Origin of the sequence: Streptomyces sp. M41 (assembly GCF_043673425.1) — a bacterium.
Lineage (GTDB): Bacteria > Actinomycetota > Actinomycetes > Streptomycetales > Streptomycetaceae > Streptomyces.
Map to the genome: position 1 here is coordinate 62,649 of NZ_JBIMKE010000031.1, position 22,835 is coordinate 85,483.

A 22,835-nucleotide genomic window follows, 5' to 3' on the forward strand; every position below is an offset into this window, starting at 1 on the left:
CTTTTACGTCTCTCTCGCTCAGTCGTCTTCGTTGTCGCCGAAGTCGGGGCGGACGTCCCGGGCGGCCATGATCTCGTCGTTGGAGGTGCCGGCGGCGACCATCGGCCACACCATGGCGTCCTCGTGGACGATGAAGTCGATGACGACCGGGCGGTCGTTGATGGAGTTCGCCTCTTCGATGGCCTTGTCGAGGTCCTCGGGCCGCTCGCAGCGGATGGCGTAGCAGCCCATGGCCTCCGACAGCTTCACGAAGTCGGGGACGCGGGTGCCGGCGCTCGGCTGCTTGCCGTCCGCCTCCGGGCCGGAGTGCAGCACGGTGTTGGAGTAGCGCTGGTTGTAGAAGAGGGTCTGCCACTGGCGGACCATCCCGAGGGCGCCGTTGTTGATGATGGCGACCTTGATCGGGATGTTGTTCAGGGCGCAGGTGGTGAGCTCCTGATTGGTCATCTGGAAGCAGCCGTCGCCGTCGATCGCCCAGACCGCCTTGTCCGGGGCGCCGGCCTTGGCACCCATCGCGGCCGGCACGGCGTAGCCCATGGTCCCGGCGCCGCCGGAGTTCAGCCAGGTCGCCGGCTTCTCGTACTGGATGAAGTGCGCGGCCCACATCTGGTGCTGGCCGACGCCCGCCGCGAAGACCGTGCCCTCGGGGGCGAGCCGGCCGATGCGCTCGATGACCTGCTGCGGGGACAGGGAGCCGTCCTCGGGCTGGTCGTAGCCGAGCGGGTAGGTGTCGCGCCAGCGGCTGAGGTCCTTCCACCACGCGCTGTAGTCGCCCTGATGACCCTCGGCGTGCTCCTTCTGGACGGCCTGGACCAGGTCGGCGATGACCTCGCGGGCGTCACCGACGATCGGCACGTCGGCGGCGCGGTTCTTGCCGATCTCGGCCGGGTCGATGTCGGCGTGGACGATCTTGGCGTACGGGGCGAAGCTGTCCAGCTTGCCGGTGACGCGGTCGTCGAAGCGGGCTCCGAGGGCGACGATCAGGTCGGCCTTCTGCAGCGCGGTGACGGCGGTGACCGCACCGTGCATGCCCGGCATTCCCACGTGCAGCGGGTGGCTGTCGGGGAATGCGCCGAGCGCCATCAGGGTGGTGGTGACGGGCGCTCCGGTGAGTTCCGCGAGGACCTTCAGCTCGGCGGTGGCGCCGGCCTTGATCACGCCGCCGCCGACGTAGAGGACGGGACGCTTCGCGGCGGTGATGAGCTTGGCCGCCTCGCGGATCTGCTTGGCGTGCGGCTTGGTGACGGGCCGGTAGCCGGGCAGGTCCATGGTGGGCGGCCAGGAGAAGGTGGTCTTCGCCTGGAGGGCGTCCTTGGCGATGTCGACCAGGACCGGGCCGGGGCGGCCGGTGGAGGCGATGTGGAACGCCTGCGCGATCACCCGCGGGATGTCCTCGGCCTTGGTGACCAGGAAGTTGTGCTTGGTGATCGGCATGGTGATGCCGACGATGTCCGCCTCCTGGAAGGCGTCCGTGCCGATCGCCTTGGAGGCGACCTGGCCGGTGATCGCCACCAGCGGCACCGAGTCCATGTGGGCGTCGGCGATCGGCGTCACCAGGTTGGTGGCGCCCGGCCCCGAGGTCGCCATGCAGACGCCGACCCTGCCGGTGGCCTGCGCGTAACCGGTGGCGGCGTGGCCGGCGCCCTGCTCGTGACGGACCAGGACGTGGCGCACCTTGGTGGAGTCCATCAGCGGGTCGTACGCCGGAAGGATCGCACCGCCGGGAATGCCGAATACCGTGTCGGCGCCGACCTCCTCGAGCGAACGGATGAGGGACTGCGCACCCGTGACGTGCTCGGGGGCGGACTGGTGTCCTCCGGATCGGGGCCGCGGCTGCGGGTGAGCCCCGGTGGCCTGCTCGGTCATCGGCATTCTCTTCTCGATGCTGAGGGTTTTTGCGAAGTTTGGGCGGAGTTTCGATGCTGCATGACAGGTGCCTGTGCAACAAAAAACCCCTCGTGCCATAAGGCAAGCGAGGGGAGCGCGCCGGGTGTGGAAACTGGGAGTTCCGGTTCTGTCCGGACGTCACCAGCTTCAGCCGACGCGCTTTCCAAGTACGAGAATTCGGGTGCGCATGGCACAGACCCTCCCCCCGGCGCACACCCACTGTCAAGTAGGTGGGACGGGAGTCTCATTATGTGAGCGGAGGGCGCTCCCGCCTCCCAGGACGGCGGGCACACCACTGGTGTACACCCCCGTGCCCCGTTCCATGGGCTCTCTCGCGCCACCCACGAAGGCCGGCTCCGCCGGACCGTGCGGCACCGGATAGTGGCCGGAACTGAGCGCCCGGCGCAGCCGGTACTCGTCCAGCGGACCGGAGAACGCCATGCCCTGGCCGTGCGTGCACCCCATCGAGCGCAGCGCCACGACCTGTTCCGGAAGGTCCACGCCATCGGCGACGGACTGGAGGCCGAGGTCGCCGGCGATCCGCAGCAGCCCGCCGGTGATCTTGTGCAGCCGGGCGGACTCGACGACTCCGTCGACCAGGCCGCGGTCGAGTTTGAGCACGTCCACCGGGAGCCTGCGCAGGGCCGTGATCGCCGCGTAGCCGCTGCCGAAGCCGTCCAGGGCGATCCGCACCCCGAGCCTGCGCAGACCGCTCAGACGGCGCTCCAGCTCGTCCAGGGAGATCCTGGGGTCCAGGTCGGACAGCTCGATGACCAGCGATCCGGACGGCAGCCCGTGCCGGGTCAGCAGCGCCTCGATCGAGCCGAGCGGCATCGACCGGTCCAGCAGCCGGCGCGCGCCCATGCGTACGGCGACGGGCACGGCGAGGCCGGTCGCGGTGCGCTCGGCGGCCTGTTCCACGGCCTCCTCCAGCATCCAGCGGCCCAGCTCGGCGGTCTTGTCGCTGTCCTCGGCCACCCGCAGGAACTCGGCGGGCGTGAACAGCACCCCTTGCGAGGAGCGCCAGCGCGCCTGCGCGGCGACCGATGTGATCCGGCCGTCCTGCAAGGACACCACCGGCTGGTGCAGCAGTGCGAACTCGCCGTCGTGCAGTGCCGCCCGCAGCCGCGTGGCCAGCTCCGCCTTGCGTACGACGTCCTGCTGCATCTGCGGCTTGTAGAGCTCGACGCGGCCCTTGCCGCCCGCCTTGGCGCGGTACATGGCCAGGTCGGCATTGCGCAGCAGCTCCCCCGCGCCGAGGCCCGGCTCGGCGAAGGCGACGCCGATGGAGGCGTTGACCCGGACATCGTTGCCGTCGATGAGGTACGGCTGTGACAGCGTCACCCTGAGGCGGTCGGCGAGCTCCAGGATGTGGCGTTCACGGGCGGTGCGGTCTCGGGTGGTGTCCCCGACGATCAGGGCCGCGAATTCGTCGCCGCCCAGCCGGGACGCGGTGTCGCCCTTTCGGACGGCGTCCTGGAGTCTGCGGGCGGCCTGGACGAGCAGTTCGTCCCCGGCCTGGTGCCCGATGGTGTCGTTGACGCCCTTGAAGCCGTCGAGGTCGATGAACAGCACGGCCGTGTTGCGCAGGGCGATGCCGCGGTCGGTGGCCCGGCGGCCGGAGAGCGCCTGCTGCACCCGCTTGGTGAACAGCGAGCGGTTGGGCAGGTCGGTGAGCGGGTCGTGTTCGGCGTTGTGCTGGAGCTGTGCCTGGAGGCGCACCCGCTCGGTGACGTCCCGGCTGTTGAAGATGAGGCCGCCGTGGTGCCGGTTGACCGTCGACTCGACGTTGAGCCAGCCTCCCGCGCCGGACCGGAAGCGGCACTCGATGCGGGTGGTGGATTCCTCCAGGGGGCTGGCGGCGAGGAAGCGGCGCACCTCGTGCACCACGCAACCCAGGTCCTCCGGGTGGATCAGATTGGCCAGTTCCGTGCCCACCAGGTCCTCGGCGGGGCGGCCGTAGACTCCGGCGGCGGCCGGGGAGACGTACCGGAGGATGCCGTTGGGCGCGGCGATCATGATGACGTCGCTGGAGCCCTGCACCAGGGAGCGGAAGTGGTTCTCCTTCTGGGCCAGTTCCTGGGTGAGGGTGATGTTGTCGAGCAGCATGATGCCCTGGCGCATCACGAGGGCGAGCACGACGGTGCCGCCGGTGATCAGGACCACGCGGTCGACGCTGCGGCCGTTGAGGACGTTGTAGAGGATCCCCAGGGTGCAGACGGCGGCTGCGAGGTACGGGGTGAGCGCGGCAAGGGAGCCGGTGATCGGTCGGGTGACCGGATACCGGCTGTGATCACCTCCCTGCGCGGGGGGCTGGTGGTGGCTCGAGGTGCGCTGTCCTGGCACGTGCTCGTGCACCACGCGGGTGTGCCCCGTGCCGTACCGGTCGCCGTCCTCCTGCCCGCGCCGGGGCGCGGCCCACGGGGCGTACGCGAGGAGCAGCGAGCCGGCGAACCAGCCCGCGTCGAGCAGCTGGCCGGAGCGGTAGCTGTTGTGCAGCAGCGGCGAGGTGAACAGGGCGTCGCACATGACGGTCAGGGCGAGCGCGCCGATCGCGGTGTTGACCGCGGTGCGGTTCGCCGACGAGCGGCGGAAGTGCAGCGCGAGCACCATGCTGACCAGGGCGATGTCGAGCAGCGGGTAGGCGAGCGAGAGCGCGGTGTGCGCCACGCTCTCCCCGCCGCTCGCGTCGATCTTGGCCGCCTGGGCGAGGGCGAGGCTCCACGCCAGCGTCAGCAGGGAGCCGCCGATCAGCCAGGCGTCCAGTGCGAGGCAGACCCAGCCGGCCTTCGTCACCGGGCGCTTGGCGAGCACCAGGAGTCCCACGATGGCGGGCGGCGCGAAGCACAGGAAGAACCCGTCGGCGTAGGAGGGACTGGGCACGGGCCGCTCCAGGACGACCTCGTACCACCCCCAGACCAGGTTGCCGAGGGCCGCCATCGCCGAGGAGAGCGCGAACAGCATCCAGGCGGGTCGAAAACGGATCCGGCGGCTACGGGCGTAGCGGAAGCAGGAGACGGCGGCGGCCCCGGCCGCGGCGGCGAGCCCGAAGTCGCCCATGATCAGCGCGACTTGGCGTGAGCCCCAGCCGACCGCGGAACCTACGGCGTAACCCGCGCACACCAGGGCCAGAGCGAGCTGGGGGGCGAATCCCGGACCGCCGCCGGAGGGCGACAGCCGGGGCAGCAGCGCCGATGGCGAGGGCCGGTCCCGCAGCGCCGGGTCGAGGGTGGTCGTGGGGGGCGGCGGCGAACTCACCGGGGCCTCCCGGTCCGCGCCGCTCCCGGGCCCCGGGGGTCCCGGGGCGCCGGCTGGGTATGCCGCCTGCGGCTGCTGTGCCCGCGAGGGTGGTGGGCTTGACGGCAGCCGTGACCGCCGTGCTGGCCGCGTCTGCGCGTGGCCGAACCCCAGGGTCGCCGGCGGCGGCCCCGCCGCGTCGGATCGCTCGTCCATAGGCCGTGCATCGCCCGTCGCCCCCCTCACAAATCTGAAATGTCCATCCCCGGCGCCGAACGTGCGCGGCGCAACCCCTGTCCGGACGATACACCAGTCTCGTCACTCAGGGACATAGTGCCTCTACGCTCCGTGACGACCAGCGCATATGCAAGTACGGACCGCTTCCGGGAGGTTGCGGAGGGTACTCGAAACCGATGACGGGCACGTTGCGCGCGGCGAGCGGGACCCGCGCGCCGGCTCAGCCGATGGGCGTCATGCGCGCGTCTCACCCGTCGTGAGGATCACGTTCCGCAGGGGCTCCCGGTTCACATAACGACGCAACTGGTCGACCAGCAACCGCTTGGCGCGCGGAAGGAACGCGGTCGTCGGGCCGCCCACGTGCGGGCTGATCAGCACGCCCGGCGCACGCCACAGGGGATGCTCCCGGGGCAGGGGTTCGGGGTCGGTGACGTCCAGGGCGGCCGTGACGCGCCCGGTCTCCAGCTCGGCGAGCAGCGCCTTGGTGTCGACCACGGCGCCACGGGCGACGTTGACCAGCAGCGCGCCGTCCTTCATCCGGGCGAGGAAGTCGGCGTTCACCAGGTGGCGGGTGGTCTCCGTCAGGGGCGTGGACAGGATGACCACGTCCGCCTGCGGGAGCAGGGCGGGCAGTTCGGTGAGCGGATGCACGGGTCCGCGCGCCGTGGTGCGCTCAGAGCGCGCGACGCGCGCCACCCGCGCCAGTTCAAAGGGCGCGAGCCGGTCCTCGATCGCGGCTCCGATCGAGCCGTATCCCACGATGAGGACGCTCTTGTCCGCCAGTGCGGGCCGGAATCCGCCGCGCCACTCCCCCTTGTCCTGCGCGCGCACGAAGTCCGGGACACCGCGCAGCGAGGCGAGGATCAGCGTGAGGGCGAGTTCGGCGGTGCTCGCCTCGTGCACCCCGCGCGCGTTGCACAGCCGTACCCCCGCGCGCAGGTGCCTCAGGCCCCCCTCCACGTGGTCGATGCCGGCGGACAGCGTCTGCACGACCTCGACCGAGCTCATCCGCGCCAGGGGCCGCTGCCCGACACCGGGTGCCTTCATGTACGGCACGACGTAGAAGGCGCAGTCGGCGGGGTCGGCGGGAAAGTCCTCGTCGCCGTCCCAGAAGCGGTAGCTCGGGCCCTCGGGGAGGCCCTCGATCTCTTCCGGCCGGATGGGGAGCCATACGTCAGCAGTCATGCCAAGGAGGCTATGTCAGGCGAACAGGAGTACGGAGGTTAGGTTGGGGTGCCGGAAGAGGGAGGGTTACGGCCAGGTGGAGCGCAGGACGATCGGCGCGGGCGCACTCGCGGTGGGGGCCGTCGGGCTCGGGTGCATGCCGATGAGCTGGGCCTACAGCGCGTCTCGGCAGCGGGGCGAGGAGTCGGTCAGGGCGGTGCACCGGGCGCTCGATGTGGGCTCGACGCTGCTGGACACGGCCGACATGTACGGTCCGTTCACCAACGAGCTGCTGGTGGGGCGGGTGTTGAAGGAGCGCCGCCAGGACGCGTTCGTGTCGACGAAGGTCGGTCTGCTGGTCGGTGAGCAGCACATCGTGGCCAACGGCCGGCCCGGTTATGTGAAGCGGGCGTGCGACGCCTCGCTGCGCCGCCTCCAGACGGACGTCATCGACCTCTATCAACTGCACCGCGCGGATCCCGAGGTCCCGGTCGAGGAGACGTGGGGCGCGATGGCGGAGCTCGTCCGGGCCGGAAAGGTACGGGCGTTGGGGCTGTGCGCGGTGGGCGCCCGCGGGGGTCGCAGGTCCGGAACGCGTCTGCACGACGCGACGATCCGTCAGTTGCGGCGGGTGCAGCAGGTGTTCCCGGTCAGTGCCGTGCAGGCGGAGCTGTCGGTGTGGTCGCCGGAGGCGCTGGAGACGCTGCTGCCGTGGTGCGTGGAGCGCGGCGTCGGTTTCCTCGCGGCGATGCCGCTCGGCAACGGCTTCCTGACCGGCACCCTCACACCCGGCCAGGGCTTCGAGCCGGACGACGTGCGTGCCCGGCATCCGCGTTTCACCGCGGAGATGATGGCGGCGAACCAGCCGATCGTGGCCGGCCTGCGCCGGATCGCGGCCCGGCACGGGGACGGGGTCACGCCGGCCCAGGTGGCGCTGGCCTGGGTACTGGCGCAGGGACGGCATGTCGTGGCGGTGCCCGGCACCAAGCAGGAGCGCTGGGCGTCGCAGAACGCGCGGGCCGAGCGGGTACGGCTGACCCCGGCGGACCTGGCCGAGGTGGCGGAACTGCCGCGAGCGCAGGGATCCTGGGACTGAGGTCGGTCCCGGCGCGTGGCCGGAACCGGCCGGACGCCGGGCGGCCGTCGATTGAAGGTTCATGGATCGGGAACCTGTGGGGCGCGAGCGGTGTAAGAACAGTAGGTACCCGCCGCGTCGAAGGGACCAAGATCGTGCAGCGTCGAGTCATGACGGCCGTGACCGCCGCGGCAGCACTCCTGCTGACCGCCGGCTGCTCCTCCGACGACGGGGGATCATCGGGCGGCGCCGCCGCTGCCCCGAGCAGTGGCAGCGGATCCGCGTCGAGCGGGAAGGCGCCCGACCGGACCCCGCCCGCCCAGGGCTCGGTCAAGGTGGTGCGCACGGTCGCCGAGGGTCTGAACACCCCCTGGGGCCTGGCCCCGCTCCCCGACGGCGACCTGCTGGTCTCCTCCCGCGACGACGCGACGATCATCCGGGTCGACGCGAAGACCGGCAAGAAGACCGAGCTGGGCGAGGTGCCGGGCGTCTCCCCGGCGGGCGAGGGCGGCCTCATGGGGCTGGCCCTGTCCCCGGACTACGCCTCCGACCACATGGTCTACGCCTACTTCACCTCCGCCTCGGACAACCGCATCGTCCGCATGATCTACGACGGGCAGAAGCCGGCCGGCGAGCAGCTGGGCGCGCCGGACACGGTCTTCAGGGGCATCCCGAAGGGCTTCATCCACAACGGCGGCCGGATCGCCTTCGGCCCGGACAAGATGCTGTACGCGGGCACCGGCGAGAGCGGCGACACGGGCCTGTCCCAGGACAAGGACTCCACGGGCGGCAAGATCCTGCGTCTGACCCCGGAGGGCGAGCCGGCGCCGGGCAACCCGTTCCCCGACTCCCCGGTGTATTCGTACGGCCATCGCAATGTCCAGGGCCTGGCCTGGGACTCCGAACAACGGCTGTTCGCCGCGGAGTTCGGCCAGAACACCTGGGACGAGCTCAACGCGATCAAGCCGGGCGGCAACTACGGCTGGCCGGAGGCCGAGGGCAGGTCCGACGATGCGAAGTACCTCAACCCCCTGGCCCAGTGGGGCACCGACGAAGCCTCCCCCAGCGGCGCCGCGCACGCCGAGGGCTCCGTCTGGATGGCCGGCCTGAAGGGGCAGCGGCTGTGGCGCATCCCGCTGAAGGGCACGGAGGCCTCGGCGGATCCGCAGGCGTTCCTTCAGGGCGAGTACGGCCGTCTGCGCACGGTCGTCGCGGCGGGCGGCGACAAGCTGTGGATCACGACCAGCAACACGGACGGGCGGGGCGACCCGAAGGACGGGGACGACCGGATCCTTGAGGTGCAGGTGAAGTAGAGGCCGGCCGGTCGCTGCTATCCGGCGCCGAGCCGCTCCTCGGTCACCGGCTGGAACAGCCCCATCCGGTGCGCCACCGCCGCCGCCTCCCCGCGTCCTGAGACGCCCAGCTTTCCCAGGATGTTGGAGACATGGACGCTGGCCGTCTTCGGGGAGATGAACAGTTCCTCGGCGATCTGGCGGTTGGTGCGGCCGACGGAGACCAGGCGCAGCACGTCCCGTTCCCGGGTGGTGAGGCCGAGGGAGCCGGCCGGGTCGGCCGGGGGCGGGGCCGTCGTCAGGGTGAGGCGGGCTCGCTGGGCCAGCTGGGCCGTGGTGTCGGCGAGTGGGCGGGCGCCGAGGTGGGCGGCGGTGGCCCGGGTCAGACGCAGCAGTTCCGTGGCGCGGGCCCGCTCGTCCTCGCCGCCGACCGTGAGCAGCGCCTCGGCCAGGCGGTGGCGTACCCGGGCGAGGTCGTAGGGGCGCTCCAGTGCTTCGAAGGCGGTGATGACGTCCGACCAGGTGTCGGGGGTGGCCCGGTGGTGCGCCCGGTCGAGTTCGGCTCGGGTCCACTTCTCGTAGGCCAGCCAGAGCGGGGCGCCGGTGGTGAGTGTGCGGACGGCATCGACGAGCCGTTCCAGAAAGGCGGCGCGGCCCTCCTGTGCGGCGGGTGAGGGGTGGCCGGCGTCGGACTCGGCGGTGGCGGCGGCCAGCAGCAGGGGCCAGGCGTAGCGCTGGGTGCCGGGCGGGAAGCCGGTGCTCAGGACGCGGTCGGCCTCGGCGCGCGCATCGAGCAGGCGGCCCTCGGCGGCGGCTATGCCGAGGGTGAGATGGGACATCGGCAGGTCGTTCTGCGGCATGGGGTCGTGGGTGCCGTAGGAGGCGCGGGCGGCGGCCAGATGGCGGTGTGCCTCGGTGATCTCGCCGCGGGCGAGAGTGAGGAAGGCGAGGGAGTTGGAGGCGCCGCCGCGTGGCTTGGCCGACTGTCCTGTCTGCTGGGCGTTCACGGCGGCTTGTGCGGCCTCGTCCCAGTGGCCCAGGGAGATCAGTGACTCGGCGAGGTTCGCCCAGACCCAGGCCTCGGAGTCGCGCACGCCCATCTTCTGGGTCAGCCGCAGACCTTCGCGCAGGAGGCCGACGGCTTCCCGGGAGCGGCCGATGCCTTCCAGGACGGACGGCAGGTTCACATGGCTGCGCCCGACGACCGCGGTGAGGTCGCGTGCCAGTACCTCGTCCCGGATCTCGTACATCTGGGCCAGGCCGGCCTCGATGTCGCCGGCCTCGACCATGAGGCCGCCGTGGGTCAGGCGCGCGTTCAGTTCGATGTCCTCGGCGCCCACCATGCGGGCGTACTCGACGGCTCGCTCGGCGGCAGACAGGGCGTCCGGGCCGGGCTCGCGCAGCATCGACCAGTTGGCCACATGGGCCAGTACCTCGGCGTGCACCTCGGACGGCGGCAGGCCGCGCACCAGTTCCTGGGCGGTGCTCAGTTCCTTCCAGCCGTCGCCGCGGGCCTGGGCCTGGACCAGCCGAGCGCGCTGGGCCCAGAACCAGGCGGCGCGCAGCGGGTCGCCCCCGCCCGGACCGGGGTGGGAGGCGGGCAGGGCGTCGCGGCTGTCGTCCGCCAGGAGGCGCAGGGCGCGTTTGGTGATCTTCAGGGCGCGTTCCCGTTCCCCGCACAGCCGGCCGGCGACGGCGGCCTCGGCCATCAGGTCGAGGTAGTGCAGCGGGGTGGTCGTGGGGTCGCAGCCGCAGGGGGGATAGACCTCGGTGTAGTCGACGGGGCGCAGCGTGGCCCGGATGTCCTCGGGGGCGGCGTCCCACAGCTCCATCGCGCGTTCCAGCAGCCGCAGTTGCTCGGAATAGGCGTGCCGGCGGCGGGCGGTGACGGAGGCGTCCAGGACCGCGGGCAGGGCTTTGGCGGGATCGTGGGCGTGGTACCAGTAGCTGGCCAGCCGCATGACGCGCTCGCCGGCCGGCACGAGCGTCGGGTCGGCCTCCAGTGCTTCGGCGTAACGGCGGTTGAGGCGGGAGCGTTCGCCGGGCAGCAGGTCGTCACTGACGGCCTCGCGGACCAGGGAGTGCCGGAAGCGGTAGCCGTCGCCGGTGGACGCGGCGATGAGGATGTTGGCGTTCACGGCGGCGCGCAGCGCCTCGATGAGGTCGTCCTCGGCGAGTTGGGCGACGGCGGCGAGCAGCCGGTACTCGACGGTGGAGCCGCCCTCGGCGACGATCCGGGCGACCCGCTGGGCGCTTTCGGGCAGGCCCTCGACGCGCACCAGGAGCAGATCGCGCAGCGAGTCCGTGAGGCCGGTGCGACAGCCCTCGTGGGCGGCGACGGCCAGTTCCTCGACGAAGAAGGCGTTGCCGTCGGAGCGTTCGAAGATGTCGTCGACCTGGGCCGGGTCGGGTTCGGCGGCGAATATGCCGGCGATCTGCCGGCCGACCTCGGCGTGGGTGAAGCGGCCGAGCTCGATCCGGCGGACGGTGCGGACCCGGTCGAGTTCGGCGAGGAGGGGGCGCAGCGGGTGGCGGCGGTGGATGTCGTCGGAGCGGTAGGTGGCCAGCACGACGAGGCGGCCGGTGCGCAGGGTGCGGTAGAGGTAGGCGAGGAGGTGGCGGGTGGAGGCGTCGGCCCAGTGCAGATCCTCCAGGGCGACGACCACGGTACGGCCGGCGGCTACCCGCTCCAGGAGGCGGCCGGTGAGTTCGAAGAGGCGGGCCATGCCCTCCTCGCCGGACCGGTCCGCCTTTCGCGCCGGCGCCGCCTCGCCCAACTCGGGGAGCAGCCGGGCGAGTTCCTCCTCCTGGCCGCGGGCCGCGGCGGACAGTTCGTCGGGCAGCTCGCGGCGCAGGGCGCGCAGCGCCGTGGAGAAGGGGGCGAACGGCAGCCCGTCGGCGCCGATCTCGACGCAGCCGCCGAGCGCGACGACGGCGCCCTCGCGGATGGCGGCGGCGGCGAACTCCTCGATGAGACGGGTCTTGCCGACGCCGGCCTCGCCGCCGATCACCAACGCCTGTGGCTCGCCCGTGGCGGCACGGGCGAGCGCGTCGTTGAGCGTCTGAAGTTCGGGTGCGCGACCGACGAACACGGGGCTGACGGACTTGGTCTCCACGGAGCCGAGCATCGCATGCGGCACGGACACTCGGTCATCGGTTTTGGCCAGGCCGGCCAGGCTCCGCGTGGGCGTTGCCGTCGTCAGGGGGGAGCCGCCGCCGTGACCCCGCTGGGCGTGGACCCTCACGCGGCGCGCGCGTGCCGGTGCCGGCGCAGGCGGGAGGTATGCGCCTCGGCCTCCGCGGAGTCCTCGGCGGAGCGTCGCGCGGCCTCCCGGCGTGCGGCGCGGCGGACGCGGACGGCCTCGCGGACCAGGCGCTCCTGCTCGGCACGGCGGATCATCTCGGCGGAACGGATGTGGTGGAGCTCGAAGTCGTACATGGCTGATTCCCTCGTTCGTCCTGGTGAGAGCCGGGTTTCGGCATCGCTCGGTGCGATGCCTCCACCTTCGCCTCCCAGGGGGGTCCGCCACATCGGGAGAGTTCCGCATCTTCGCCGGTGGAGGGGGCCTTAGACGCGCATGAGGGGCCTCAAGGCGCCGTCTAAGGTGCTTACGGCGGCTCTGAGGCCCCTCGGGAGTTGTGCTGACTGTGCTGACTCAGCCGACCGATGGCACGCCGAGCAGGACGTCGGTGTACTTGAGCACGGCCAGCAGCAGACCGATGACGCCGAGCGAGACGCCGCCCCAGGCGACCGACTTGATCCACGCGGCCTGCGGCTTGCCGGGCGCGCCGAACGCGGGCCGGGCGAGCACGACGACGCCGACGATCAGCGCGGCGAGGGCGAAGGCGCCGGCCCACAGGGCGGTGGCGTTCCAGGCGTCGCCGTAGCCCTGCTGAAGCATCTTGGCGACGTCCTGGGACTGCGCCAGCGAGGATTCCAGCTGGGCGTGGACGGACTGCCGCTCGGCGGCGATCGTACCCAGCCAGCCACCGCTCAGGGAGACGAGTGCGAGCACCGCGGAGACGATCGCGCCCGCGCCCTGTCCGACGCCGGAGGGGCCCGCTTCCGTCGCCTCGGCGGCCACCTCCTCGTGCTCGCCCCCGTCGACGGCCTCGGCCTCGTGCTCGGCTTCGGCCGCCTTGGTGACGTCCGCGTTCTCGGCGTCGGCCCTGTCCTCGGTCACGGTCTCGTCCACTGTCTTCGTTCCCATGTCTCGCACCGTACGGACGCTTCCTGAGAGGTGTCTTAATGATCGTTGTGTGCGGCACGCGCGCGTGCTTCGCGCCATTCAGGGGCGAGGATCGACCACACCTCCAGGTCGTGCCGCACCCCACCATAGGGGTGGGCCTGCCGGCGTACGCCGTCGCGGGTCATGCCGAGGCGGCGGGCGACGTTCAGGCTGGGCGTGTTGCCGGCGGCGGCGACCCATTCGACGCGGTGGATGCCGCGCTCCTCGACCGCCCAGTCGATGAGCACCCGCATGGCCCGGGTGATGAGCCCGCGGCCGGTCGCGGCGGGCTCCAGCCAGCAGCCGACCTCGCAGTTGCCGGTCGCCGCCTCGAAGTTCAGCGTGAGGACGCCGCCGACGAGTTTTCCGTCCAGCCAGATGCCGTGGTAGGACGCCGTGTCCGCGGCGCGCATGTCGGCGTACCGCTGGAGCGTGTCGCGGGCCGACGCCGGGTCGGTGGCGTTCGAGCCGAACGGAATGTACTGCCCGATGAACTCCCGGCCCCGGTCCAGATGTGCCAGGAATTCCTCGGCGTGCCACGGCTCCAGGGGCCGCAGCTCGGCTCCGTCGTCACCCAGTGATATCGCGTACATCGCCCCGTTGCTCCTTCTCCAGTTCCGCCACGACGTCGCCGAGCGTCTCATGGGCGTCCCTGGACTCGGGCGGTTCGATGCTGATGCGGGGCATGCGCTTGTCGAGCCAGCGGGGCAGCCACCAGTTGGCGCCGCCCAGCATGTGCATCAGGGCGGGGACGAGGAGGGTGCGCAGGACGAAGGCGTCCAGGGCGACCGCGGCGGCCAGCGCGATGCCGAACATGGCGATCACCCGGTCGCCGCTGAGGACGAAGGCGAGGAAGACCGAGATCATGATGACCGCGGCGGAGTTGATCACCCGGCTGGTCTCGGCGAGGCCGATCCGGACGGCCCGCCGGTTGTCGCCGGTCTCCAGCCACTCCTCGTACATCCGGCTGACCAGGAAGACCTGGTAGTCCATGGAGAGGCCGAACAGCACCGACACCATGATGACCGGGAGGAACGGTTCGATCGGGCCCGCGCGGCCCAGCCCCAGCAGTTCGCTCCCCCAGCCCCACTGGAAGATCGCGACGACGACGCCGAAGGCCGCGGCCACCGCGGCCACGTTCATCAGGGCGGCCTTCAGGGGTATGCCGACGGACCGGAAGGCGAGCAGGAGCAGCAGACAGCCGAGGCCGATGACGACACCGACGAACAGCGGCAGCTTGCCGACGATCACGTCCGCGAAGTCGTCGTAGCCGGCCGTCATGCCGCCGACCTGCACGTCGAGGGAGGTGCCGGTCTCGGCGCGCGGGAGGATGTCCCCGCGCAGCCGGTCGACGAGGTCGCTGGTCTGCCGTGACTGCGGGGAGGACTCCGGTACGAGGGTGAGGTACGCGGTGTCGCCGTCGGCGCTGTACGTCACCGGGGTCACCGACGCCACGCCGTCGGTGCCGCGCAGGGTGGCGTCGAGGTTGTCCAGGGCGAGCTTGTCGTCGCCGCCGTCGACCTCGGTGACCAGGGTGAGCGGGCCGTTCACGCCGGGGCCGAAGCCGTCGGCGAGCAGGTCGTAGGCCTGGCGGGTGGTGGAGGTCTCGGGGTTGTTGCCCTGGTCCGAGGTGCCGAGGCGCAGGCCCAGGGTGGGCAGGGCGAGGACCGTGATGACGGCGAGGGCGATCGCGCCGAGCGTCTTGGGGTGGCGCTCCACGAACGCCGACCAGCGGGCGGCGAACCCGGTGGGCAGCTCCGGCTGCGGCCCGTGCTCGGCCAGGCGGCGCCGCTCACGGCGGCTCAGGGCGCGCATGCCGATGAGGGACAGCAGGGCGGGCAGGAGGGTCACGGAGGCCGCGACGGTGAGGACCACGGTCAGCGAGGCGGCTATCGCGACGCCGTTGAGGAAGCTCAGCCGCAGGATCAGCATGCCGAGCAGGGCTATGCACACCGTGGCACCCGCGAACACGACCGCGCGTCCCGTGGTGGACACGGCGTTCGTGATCGACTCGGTGACGGGCAGCCCGCGTTTGAGTCCGCGCCGGTGTCTGGTGACGATGAACAGGGCGTAGTCGATGCCGACGCCGAGGCCGATGAGCATGCCGAGCATGGGCGCGAAGTCGGCCACCGTCATGGCGTGCCCGAGCAGCGCGATGCCCGCGTACGCGGTGCCGACGCTCACCAGCGCGGTGGCGATGGGCAGCAGCGAGGCGGCGAGCGAGCCGAAGGCCAGGAACAGCACGACCGCGGCTACGGCCACTCCCACGACCTCGGCGAGATGCCCGCCGGGCGACTCGGTGAGGGCGACGGCGCTGCCGCCGAGCTCGACCCGCAGTCCGTCCGTCTCGGCGGCCTCGGCCGTGCTCACGACGGCCTGCGCCTCGCTCACGTCGAGGTTCTCGGCACGGTCGTCGAAGGTGACGGTGGCGTACGCGGTGTGCCCGTCCGCGCTGATCCGGGCGGCGCCATGCTTGTCGTAGGGGCTGCCGACGGCGGCGACGCCCGGGAGCTGCGCGATCTTGTCCAGTGTCCGCGTCATGGTCTGCTCGACAGCGGCGGCGCGCACGGTGGTGGACTCGGTGTGCCAGACGACGGTGTCGCTGTCGCCGCCGAGGCGGGGGAAGCCGTCTTGGAGCAGCTGGGTGGCGCGGCCCGACTCGGTGCCGGGGACCTCGTAGTCGTTCGAGTAGGCGGAGCCCGTCACGGCGGCGGCGACGGACGCCCCGCCGAAGGCGAGCAGCCAGAGCAGAACGGCGACGAGGCGGCGTTGGACACACCAGCGTGCAAGGGCTGCCACGAACGTGCTCCCGAAGGCGATGTGTGGATCTTTGATCGGGAACAGTCGTCCGTGAAGTGAACGGCCCGCAAAGAACGCATGAGCGATGTGAAGCAAACTCTCGCAGGCGAAAATGATCGTTTGCCGTGTTCGTGGGGTTATTCACAGGAGTGGGAGGCAGATCACAGGACAGTCACGGCCGCTCTGTCGCCGCACGTGGCGCGTCTCACACGATGACGTTCACGTGCCGGGAACTTCTCAGTCGAACTGGTCCCCCAGCGCCATCACCATCACTCCGGACACCAGCAGCCACAAGGCCCTGCGGGTACGGCCTCGCGAGCCCAGGAACGCGCCGAGCGCGCAGACGAAGGCGCCGAGGGCGTAGGCGGCCGGGACGAGGGCCGGGGTCGATCCGGTGGCCCGGAGCGCCGACGCGGCCAGCCCGGCGAGCGCGAGAAGCAACCCGGTGCCCGCGGCCGTCCAGCGGGCCCGCCGCGCGACCTGCGCCGGGTCCTCGACCACGTCCATACCTTGGTCCACACCTTCCTCCTCTCCCGTCTCGGCTATCTCGGAATCACCACGTCCACTCATGGCGGGCGAGCGTAGCGCGTCGCGCGGGACGCCGGATGCCGGGTCGCGGAACGCGCCGAGGGGGACGCATCGCTGTGGATGCGTCCCCCTATGCGTGTCCGGCTGTGGGCTCAGCCCTCGCTGACGCCCAGCTTCTGCAGGATCAGCTCCTTGACGCGGGCCGCGTCGGCCTGGCCGCGCGTGGCCTTCATGACCGCGCCGACCAGGGCGCCGGCCGCGGCGACCTTGCCACCGCGGATCTTGTCCGCGATGCCCGGGTTGCCGGCGATGGCCTCCTCGACGGCCGTCGTCAGGGCGCCCTCGTCGGAGACGACCTTGAGACCGCGCTTGTCGACCACCTCGTCCGGGGTGCCCTCGCCCGCGAGGACGCCCTCGATGACCTGGCGGGCCAGCTTGTCGTTCAGGTCGCCCTTGGAGACCAGCTCGGTGACCCGGGCGACCTGCGCCGGGGTGATCGCCAGCTCGTCGAGCGCCTTGCCCGACTCGTTGGCGCTGCGGGCGAGCTCGCCCATCCACCACTTGCGGGCAGAGGCGGCGTCGGCACCGGCGTCGATCGTGGCGACGATCAGGTCCAGGGCGCCCGCGTTGAGGATCGCCTGCATGTCGGTGGCCGAGATGCCCCACTCCGCGAGCAGCCGGGTACGCCGGGCCAGCGGCATCTCGGGCAGGGCCGCCCGGATCTCCTCGACCCACTCGCGCGAGGGGGCCACCGGAACGAGGTCCGGCTCGGGGAAGTACCGGTAGTCCTCGGCCTCCTCCTTCACGCGGCCCGAGGTCGTGGACCCCGTGTCCTCGTGGAAGTGCCGGGTCTCCTGGATGATCGTGCCGCCGGACGACAGCACGGCCGCGTGCCGCTGGATCTCGAAACGGGCCGCACGCTCGACGGACCGCAGCGAGTTGACGTTCTTCGTCTCCGAGCGGGTGCCGAACTTGGCGGTGCCGTTCGGGCGCAGCGACAGGTTCACGTCGCAGCGCATCTGGCCCATCTCCATGCGGGCCTCGGAGACGCCGAGCGCCTTGATGAGCTCGCGCAGCTCACGGACGTAGGCCCGCGCGACCTCGGGGGCACGCTCGCCGGCGCCCTCGATCGGCTTGGTGACGATCTCGATCAGCGGGATGCCGGCGCGGTTGTAGTCCAGCAGCGAGTGCGAGGCGCCGTGGATACGGCCCGTCGCGCCGCCCACGTGCGTGGACTTGCCGGTGTCCTCCTCCATGTGGGCGCGCTCGATCTCCACGCGGAAGGTCTCGCCGTCCTCCAGCTGCACGTCGAGGTAGCCGTTGAAGGCGATCGGCTCGTCGTACTGGGAGGTCTGGAAGTTCTTCGGCATGTCCGGATAGAAGTAGTTCTTCCGGGCGAAGCGGCACCACTCGGCGATCTCGCAGTTCAGCGCGAGGCCGATCTTGATGGCGGACTCGACCCCGGTCGCGTTGACGACCGGGAGCGCGCCCGGCAGGCCGAGGCAGACGGGGCAGGTCTGCGTGTTGGCGTCCTGACCGAGGGCGGTCGAACAGCCGCAGAACATCTTGGTCTTGGTGCCGAGTTCGACATGGACCTCGAGGCCCATGACGGGGTCGTACGACGCGAGTGCGTCCTCGTACGACACCAGGTCGGTCGTGGTGGTCACGGTGAAACTTCCCTCTCAGCCCAGCAGGACGTCGTCGTCGCCCAGCCGCTTCAGCTCGCGGTAGAGGATGGCGAGGCCGGTGGCGATGGCGGCGGCGGACACGGCGGCGTCGATCAGGCGCAGCGTGTCGCTCTCCACGCGGGCCTTCTTGGCCTGCTTGACGACGTTGACCGCACCGAACGCGGTGGTGGCCATGGACAGGTACAGACCGGACTTGGACTTCTTGAAGCCCTTGGCCTTGGACATTGCCTTGCTCACAGCGACGGAGCCTCCTCGATCAGCGGGTGACCCCACTTTTCCACGAAGGCCGCCTCGACGGCCGCCCCGACCTTGTACAGCCGGTCGTCCTTCATCGCCGGGGCGATGATCTGGAGGCCGACCGGGAGGTTGTCCTCCGGTGCCAGACCGCACGGCAGCGACATGGCGGCGTTGCCCGCGAGGTTGGTGGGGATGGTGCACAGGTCGGCGAGGTACATCGCCATCGGGTCGTCGGCGCGCTCGCCGATCGCGAAGGCGGTGGTCGGCGTCGTCGGGGAGACGATGACATCGACCTGCTCGAAGGCCTTCTCGAAGTCGCGGGTGATGAGCGTGCGGACCTTCTGCGCGGAGCCGTAGTACGCGTCGTAGTAACCGCTCGACAGGGCGTACGTGCCGAGCATGATCCGGCGCTTCACCTCGGGGCCGAAGCCCGCCTCGCGGGTGAGCGAGGTGACCGCCTCGGCGGAGTTGGTGCCGTCGTCGCCGGTCCGCTTGCCGTAGCGCAGGCCGTCGAAGCGGGCGAGGTTGGAGGAGCACTCCGAGGGCGCGATCAGGTAGTACGCCGACAGCGCCAGGTCGAAGGACGGGCAGTCCAGCTCGACGATCTCGGCACCCAGCTCCTTCAGCAGCTCGACCGACTCGTCGAAGCGCTGGATGACGCCGGCCTGGTAGCCCTCGCCGCGGAACTGCTTGACGACGCCGACGCGCATGCCCTGGACGCTGCCGTTGCGGGCGGCCTCGACGACCGGCGGGACCGGGGCGTCGATGGACGTGGAGTCGAGCGGGTCGTGCCCGGCGATGACCTCGTGCAGCAGGGCCGCGTCCAGGACCGTACGGGCGCAGGGCCCGCCCTGGTCGAGGGAGGAGGAGAAGGCGACCATGCCGTAACGGGACACGGCGCCGTACGTCGGCTTGACGCCCACGGTGCCGGTGACGGCGGCCGGCTGGCGGATGGAACCGCCGGTGTCGGTGCCGATGGCGAGGGGCGCCTGGAAGGAGGCGAGCGCGGCGGAGGAGCCGCCGCCGGAGCCGCCGGGGATCTTGGTGAGGTCCCAGGGGTTGCCGGTCGGGCCGTAGGCGCTGTTCTCGGTGGAGGACCCCATGGCGAACTCGTCCATGTTGGTCTTGCCGAGGATGACGACGTCGGCGGCCTTGAGCCGCTTGGTGAGCGTCGCGTCGTACGGCGGGATCCAGCCTTCGAGGATCTTCGAACCGACGGTCGTGGGCACGCCCTCGGTGGTGAAGATGTCCTTCAGCGCGAGGGGAACGCCGGCCAGCGGACCGAGCTTCTCCCCCTTCGCCCGCTTCTCGTCGACGGCACGCGCCTGGGCGAGGGCGCCCTCGCGGTCGACGTGCAGGAAGGCGTGCACCTTCTCGTCGACGGCCTCGATGCGGGCGAGATGGGCCTCGGTGACCTCGACGGCCGTCAGCTCGCCGGAGGCGATCTTCGCGGCGGTCTCGGCGGCCGTGAGCTTGATGCAGTGTTCGATGTTCTTGGCCGTCATGGCTTGTTAGTCCTCCCCCAGGATCTGCGGCACCTTGAAACGCTGCTGCTCCTGGGCCGGGGCGCCGGAGAGCGCCTGCTCGGGGGTGAGCGAGGGTCGGACCTCGTCCTTGCGCATGACGTTCGTCAGCGGGAGCGGGTGCGAGGTCGGCGGTACGTCTTGGTCGGCGACCTCGCTGACGCGTGCGACCGCGCCGATGATGTCGTCCAGCTGTCCCGCGAAGTGCTCGAGCTCTTCGGGCTTCAGCTCCAGACGCGCCAGCCGGGCGAGGTGGGCGACCTCCTCGCGCGTGATGCCAGGCATGCAGCGATCCTCTGGGGTGAGTGCGTGTGGTTTGGCCCAATCCTATGGGGCGCGGCGCAGTGCCCGTTAAACGGTTTCCCCTGCCCGGGCGCGACGGCCGGGCCGGACGGCGAGCCGCTGCCGACGGGCACCTCACGGCCGAGGGGCAGCCGGGCGGCCCGCCGGACGCCGGAGCGGGTCACTCAGCGGCGGGCAGGGCGGCCCGGGGCCGCTGCCATCCCCGCGAGCCGCGCGCCCGCAGCCACGCCGTCGTCTCCTCGGCGGGCATCGCCGCCGCGACCAGCCATCCCTGTACGGCGTCGCAGCCCAGGTCCCGCAGTCGTTCCCAGGTCTCGTCGTCCTCGACGCCCTCGGCGACGACGAGCAGACCCAGCGAATGCGCCAGATCCACCGTGCAGCGCACGATCTCGGCGTCCTCGTTGTCCACCGCGAGCCGGGCCACGAAGGAGCGGTCGATCTTCAGCTCGCTGACCGGCAGCCGTCTCAGGTGCACGAGGGACGAGTACCCGGTGCCGAAGTCGTCCAAGGACATCTTCACGCCGTGCCCGGTCAGTCCCGCGAGCGTGTCCGCGGCGCGCTGCGGGTCCTCCAGGAGGACGTGTTCCGTTATCTCCAGCTGGAGCGCGCCCGCCGGGACCCCGTGCCGGGCGAGCCGCGCCGCGACCGAACCGGCGAATCCGGGGGTGTGGACATCGCGCGGGGAGACGTTGACCGCGACCGGCACGTACAGGCCCTGGGCGCGCCACCGCGCCACCTGTCCGAGGGCCGTCTCCAGCACGTACTCCGTCAGATGCGGCATCAGCCCCGAGGACTCGGCGATCGCTATGAACTCGTCCGGAGGCACCTTCCCGCGCTCGGGATGCACCCAGCGCACCAGCGCCTCGAGGCCGGCGACCTGGCCGTCGAAGCGGACCTTGGGCTGGTAGTGCAGCTCGACCTCGTGGGCGTCGAGGGCGCGGCGCAGATCGCCCAGCAGGCCCAGCCGGTCCGGGGTGTTGGAGTCCCGCTTCGACTCGTAGACCTCGACGCCCGTACGGTCCCGCTTGGCCTGGTACATCGCCACGTCCGCCCGGCGCAGCAACCCCTCGGCGTCGAGGGCGTGGTCGGGGAAGACGGCGACACCGGCGCTGGCCTCCAGGACCAGGGTGAGGCCGTCCAGGTCGAGCGGGGAGCTGAGGGCGGCGACGAGGCCGCGGGCTACTCGGGTCGCGGACGTCGTGGAGTCGGCGACCGGCAGTAACACGGCGAACTCGTCACCGCCGAGCCGCGCGGCCTCCGCTCCGCGCGGCAGGGCGAGCCGCAGCCGGTCCGCTATCTGCAACAGCAACCGGTCACCGGCGAGATGACCGAGCGTGTCATTGACCGATCGGAAGCGATCGAGGTCGATCAGCATCAGGGCGGACCGGGCGCCGATGCGCTCGGCGTCGTCGAGCGCCGTCCAGATGCGCTCCAGCAGCCACTGCCGGTTGGGCAGCCCGGTCAGCGGATCGCGCAGCTGCTCCTCGGCCCGGGCCCGGGCTATCCACAGGGTGGAGTCCAGGGCGATGAGCGGGATCGAGAACAGCGGCAGCAGCAGGGGCTTGGCCGTGGCCACCACGCACACCAGCGGGGCGATGCCGAGCAGGGCCACGGCGACCAGGCCCTGCCGGACCAGGGCGGTGCGGGCGACGGTGGGCAGGCCGCCGCGCGGGGCGTGCAGATACCAGAGCAGGACCCGGGTGACCGCGAGATAGGCACCGGCGACGAGCACCACGCCGGGGAGGGTGTAGAGGGTCCAGGTGTCCGGGTCCCAGGGGCTCTCCACGGTCGGTACGCGGCCGAAGGCGGCCAGCACCAGGGCCCCGGCGGCGATGCCGAGGATGTCCACCGCGCCGTGCAGCACGCCCTGGCGCCAGCGGCCCCGGCGGGCCACGCCGACCAGGACGACGACGGTGAGGCTGACCATGCCCGCGGGCACCCAGCCGTACAGCATCAGCACGGCCAGGGTGAGGGCGGCGCCCGAGCCGGTGCCGCCCCACCAGCGGGCCCGCCCGAGGGCGACGAGGTGGCCGACGATGACGCCGGTCAGCACGGCCAGGGACCAGCCGACGGTGCCGGACGGGAAGAGTGCGTGGTCGCCGGTGAAGGCCCGGTAGAAACCGGCGCCGAGGACGAACCCGGCCGCCGCGACGACCACCGCGGGCAGCGCGGGCCAGGACAGGTGCCGTTCATGGTCGGAGCCGGCCAGGGCGGCGGCACGCTCGGTGTCGTCCAGCTGCGCGGTCGCGCGGCCGTCCGCTCCCGTGCGCCGCCCCACGCCCCCTGTGCTTCTTCCCACCCGCGAACGCTCCGCGGTCCACGCCGCCCACTCCCGCCATGCGCCGGCCAGCCGGCGCAGCCGAGAGTCCGGGGCGGCGCTCTCGGTCGGTTCCATTCCCGTCCCTCTCACAGCCGGCGGTGCCCACGCCACGCGGCCCGATGCCCGACGACCTGCACCGGCACCGCGTTGGAAAACCCTTGCCCCCACCCTTCAAGGCTCGTCAAGAGCAAGGGGATGCCCCAACCGCAGCTGGGCACGGCAGGCGCACCCCTCAACAGTAGGCCGCAGAAGGCTTCCTCGGGCAGCGGTCGTCGACGGTTGCCCGAATGCGCCCCAGCCACCCGTATGCATCTGG

At 71.6% G+C, this 22,835-nt stretch carries 16 protein-coding genes; 2 read left to right on the forward strand and 14 right to left on the reverse strand.

Features of this window, described 5'->3' with window-relative positions; translation table 11 throughout:
- Nucleotides 1-18: 18 nt before the first annotated feature.
- The 3 genes from ACHBTE_RS29580 to ACHBTE_RS29590 form a co-directional block, all read right to left on the reverse strand.
- Complete coding sequence (locus ACHBTE_RS29580) at nucleotides 19-1,872, reverse strand: acetolactate synthase large subunit (protein WP_394727598.1); 1,854 nt, start codon at nucleotides 1,870-1,872, stop codon at nucleotides 19-21.
- A 237-nt stretch (nucleotides 1,873-2,109) separates the two neighbouring features.
- On the reverse strand, nucleotides 2,110-5,145 hold the full coding sequence (locus tag ACHBTE_RS29585) for a putative bifunctional diguanylate cyclase/phosphodiesterase (protein WP_394727600.1): 3,036 nt from the start codon (nucleotides 5,143-5,145) through the stop codon (nucleotides 2,110-2,112).
- 450 nt (nucleotides 5,146-5,595) lie between these two features.
- Nucleotides 5,596-6,546 carry a 2-hydroxyacid dehydrogenase gene (locus tag ACHBTE_RS29590; RefSeq protein ID WP_394727602.1) on the reverse strand — a complete coding sequence of 317 codons (951 nt, stop codon included), beginning with the start codon at nucleotides 6,544-6,546 and terminating at the stop codon, nucleotides 5,596-5,598.
- Nucleotides 6,547-6,622: 76 nt separating this feature from the next.
- On the opposite strand from ACHBTE_RS29590, the gene ACHBTE_RS29595 reads away from it, so the two are divergent.
- Together ACHBTE_RS29595 and ACHBTE_RS29600 are read left to right on the forward strand one after the other, a co-directional pair.
- Complete coding sequence (locus ACHBTE_RS29595; protein WP_394727604.1) at nucleotides 6,623-7,621, forward strand: aldo/keto reductase; 999 nt, start codon at nucleotides 6,623-6,625, stop codon at nucleotides 7,619-7,621.
- 149 nt (nucleotides 7,622-7,770) lie between these two features.
- Nucleotides 7,771-8,913, forward strand: a complete 1,143-nt coding sequence (locus tag ACHBTE_RS29600; RefSeq protein ID WP_394727606.1) for a PQQ-dependent sugar dehydrogenase — start codon at nucleotides 7,771-7,773, stop codon at nucleotides 8,911-8,913.
- Nucleotides 8,914-8,930: 17 nt separating this feature from the next.
- On the opposite strand, the gene ACHBTE_RS29605 is transcribed toward ACHBTE_RS29600, so the two are convergent.
- The 11 genes from ACHBTE_RS29605 to ACHBTE_RS29655 all read right to left on the reverse strand — a co-directional run bounded on the left by ACHBTE_RS29605 (nucleotide 8,931) and on the right by ACHBTE_RS29655 (nucleotide 22,594).
- Nucleotides 8,931-12,020 (reverse strand): AAA family ATPase, encoded by a 3,090-nt coding sequence (locus ACHBTE_RS29605; RefSeq protein WP_394727643.1) that lies wholly within the window; start codon nucleotides 12,018-12,020, stop codon nucleotides 8,931-8,933.
- 113 nt (nucleotides 12,021-12,133) lie between these two features.
- The gene (locus ACHBTE_RS29610) at nucleotides 12,134-12,331 is read right to left on the reverse strand and encodes a hypothetical protein (RefSeq protein ID WP_394727608.1); all 198 of its coding nucleotides are present in this window, start codon (nucleotides 12,329-12,331) and stop codon (nucleotides 12,134-12,136) included.
- A gap of 217 nt (nucleotides 12,332-12,548) precedes the next feature.
- Nucleotides 12,549-13,103 carry a hypothetical protein gene (locus ACHBTE_RS29615; RefSeq protein WP_394727610.1) on the reverse strand — a complete coding sequence of 185 codons (555 nt, stop codon included), beginning with the start codon at nucleotides 13,101-13,103 and terminating at the stop codon, nucleotides 12,549-12,551.
- A gap of 35 nt (nucleotides 13,104-13,138) precedes the next feature.
- Nucleotides 13,139-13,714: a GNAT family N-acetyltransferase gene (locus tag ACHBTE_RS29620; RefSeq protein WP_394727612.1), complete on the reverse strand. Its 576-nt coding sequence runs from the start codon at nucleotides 13,712-13,714 to the stop codon at nucleotides 13,139-13,141.
- The gene (locus tag ACHBTE_RS29625) at nucleotides 13,692-15,920 is read right to left on the reverse strand and encodes an MMPL family transporter (RefSeq protein ID WP_394727614.1); all 2,229 of its coding nucleotides are present in this window, start codon (nucleotides 15,918-15,920) and stop codon (nucleotides 13,692-13,694) included. Before ACHBTE_RS29625 ends, ACHBTE_RS29620 begins: the two co-directional genes overlap by 23 nt.
- 237 nt (nucleotides 15,921-16,157) lie before the next feature.
- On the reverse strand, nucleotides 16,158-16,490 hold the full coding sequence (locus ACHBTE_RS29630; protein ID WP_394727616.1) for a hypothetical protein: 333 nt from the start codon (nucleotides 16,488-16,490) through the stop codon (nucleotides 16,158-16,160).
- A gap of 110 nt (nucleotides 16,491-16,600) precedes the next feature.
- Nucleotides 16,601-18,115 (reverse strand): Asp-tRNA(Asn)/Glu-tRNA(Gln) amidotransferase subunit GatB, encoded by a 1,515-nt coding sequence (gatB, locus tag ACHBTE_RS29635; protein ID WP_394727618.1) that lies wholly within the window; start codon nucleotides 18,113-18,115, stop codon nucleotides 16,601-16,603.
- 15 nt (nucleotides 18,116-18,130) lie between these two features.
- Nucleotides 18,131-18,373: a hypothetical protein gene (locus ACHBTE_RS29640; protein ID WP_394727620.1), complete on the reverse strand. Its 243-nt coding sequence runs from the start codon at nucleotides 18,371-18,373 to the stop codon at nucleotides 18,131-18,133.
- Entirely contained in the window at nucleotides 18,370-19,878 is a 1,509-nt protein-coding gene (gene gatA, locus ACHBTE_RS29645; RefSeq protein WP_394727622.1) for an Asp-tRNA(Asn)/Glu-tRNA(Gln) amidotransferase subunit GatA, read from the reverse strand. The genes ACHBTE_RS29640 and gatA overlap by 4 nt, the downstream gene beginning before the upstream one ends.
- Nucleotides 19,879-19,884: 6 nt before the next feature.
- Nucleotides 19,885-20,181, reverse strand: a complete 297-nt coding sequence (gatC, locus tag ACHBTE_RS29650) for an Asp-tRNA(Asn)/Glu-tRNA(Gln) amidotransferase subunit GatC (RefSeq protein ID WP_030851400.1) — start codon at nucleotides 20,179-20,181, stop codon at nucleotides 19,885-19,887.
- Nucleotides 20,182-20,359: 178 nt separating this feature from the next.
- Nucleotides 20,360-22,594: a putative bifunctional diguanylate cyclase/phosphodiesterase gene (locus ACHBTE_RS29655; protein WP_394727625.1), complete on the reverse strand. Its 2,235-nt coding sequence runs from the start codon at nucleotides 22,592-22,594 to the stop codon at nucleotides 20,360-20,362.
- Between the last annotated feature and the right edge of the window lie 241 nt (nucleotides 22,595-22,835).

What these genes read in the sequence shown, in the direction of transcription:
- ACHBTE_RS29580 (WP_394727598.1), bottom strand. Translation starts at nt 1,872, where the DNA reads ATGCCGATGACCGAGCAGGCCACCGGGGCTCACCCGCAGCCGCGGCCC.
- ACHBTE_RS29590 (WP_394727602.1), bottom strand. Translation starts at nt 6,546, where the DNA reads ATGACTGCTGACGTATGGCTCCCCATCCGGCCGGAAGAGATCGAGGGC.
- ACHBTE_RS29600 (WP_394727606.1), top strand. Translation starts at nt 7,771, where the DNA reads ATGACGGCCGTGACCGCCGCGGCAGCACTCCTGCTGACCGCCGGCTGC.
- ACHBTE_RS29605 (WP_394727643.1), bottom strand. Translation starts at nt 12,020, where the DNA reads ATGCTCGGCTCCGTGGAGACCAAGTCCGTCAGCCCCGTGTTCGTCGGT.
- ACHBTE_RS29610 (WP_394727608.1), bottom strand. Translation starts at nt 12,331, where the DNA reads ATGTACGACTTCGAGCTCCACCACATCCGTTCCGCCGAGATGATCCGC.
- ACHBTE_RS29615 (WP_394727610.1), bottom strand. Translation starts at nt 13,103, where the DNA reads ATGGGAACGAAGACAGTGGACGAGACCGTGACCGAGGACAGGGCCGAC.
- ACHBTE_RS29620 (WP_394727612.1), bottom strand. Translation starts at nt 13,714, where the DNA reads ATGTACGCGATATCACTGGGTGACGACGGAGCCGAGCTGCGGCCCCTG.
- ACHBTE_RS29630 (WP_394727616.1), bottom strand. Translation starts at nt 16,490, where the DNA reads ATGAGTGGACGTGGTGATTCCGAGATAGCCGAGACGGGAGAGGAGGAA.
- gatA (WP_394727622.1), bottom strand. Translation starts at nt 19,878, where the DNA reads ATGACGGCCAAGAACATCGAACACTGCATCAAGCTCACGGCCGCCGAG.
- gatC (WP_030851400.1), bottom strand. Translation starts at nt 20,181, where the DNA reads ATGCCTGGCATCACGCGCGAGGAGGTCGCCCACCTCGCCCGGCTGGCG.
- ACHBTE_RS29655 (WP_394727625.1), bottom strand. Translation starts at nt 22,594, where the DNA reads ATGGAACCGACCGAGAGCGCCGCCCCGGACTCTCGGCTGCGCCGGCTG.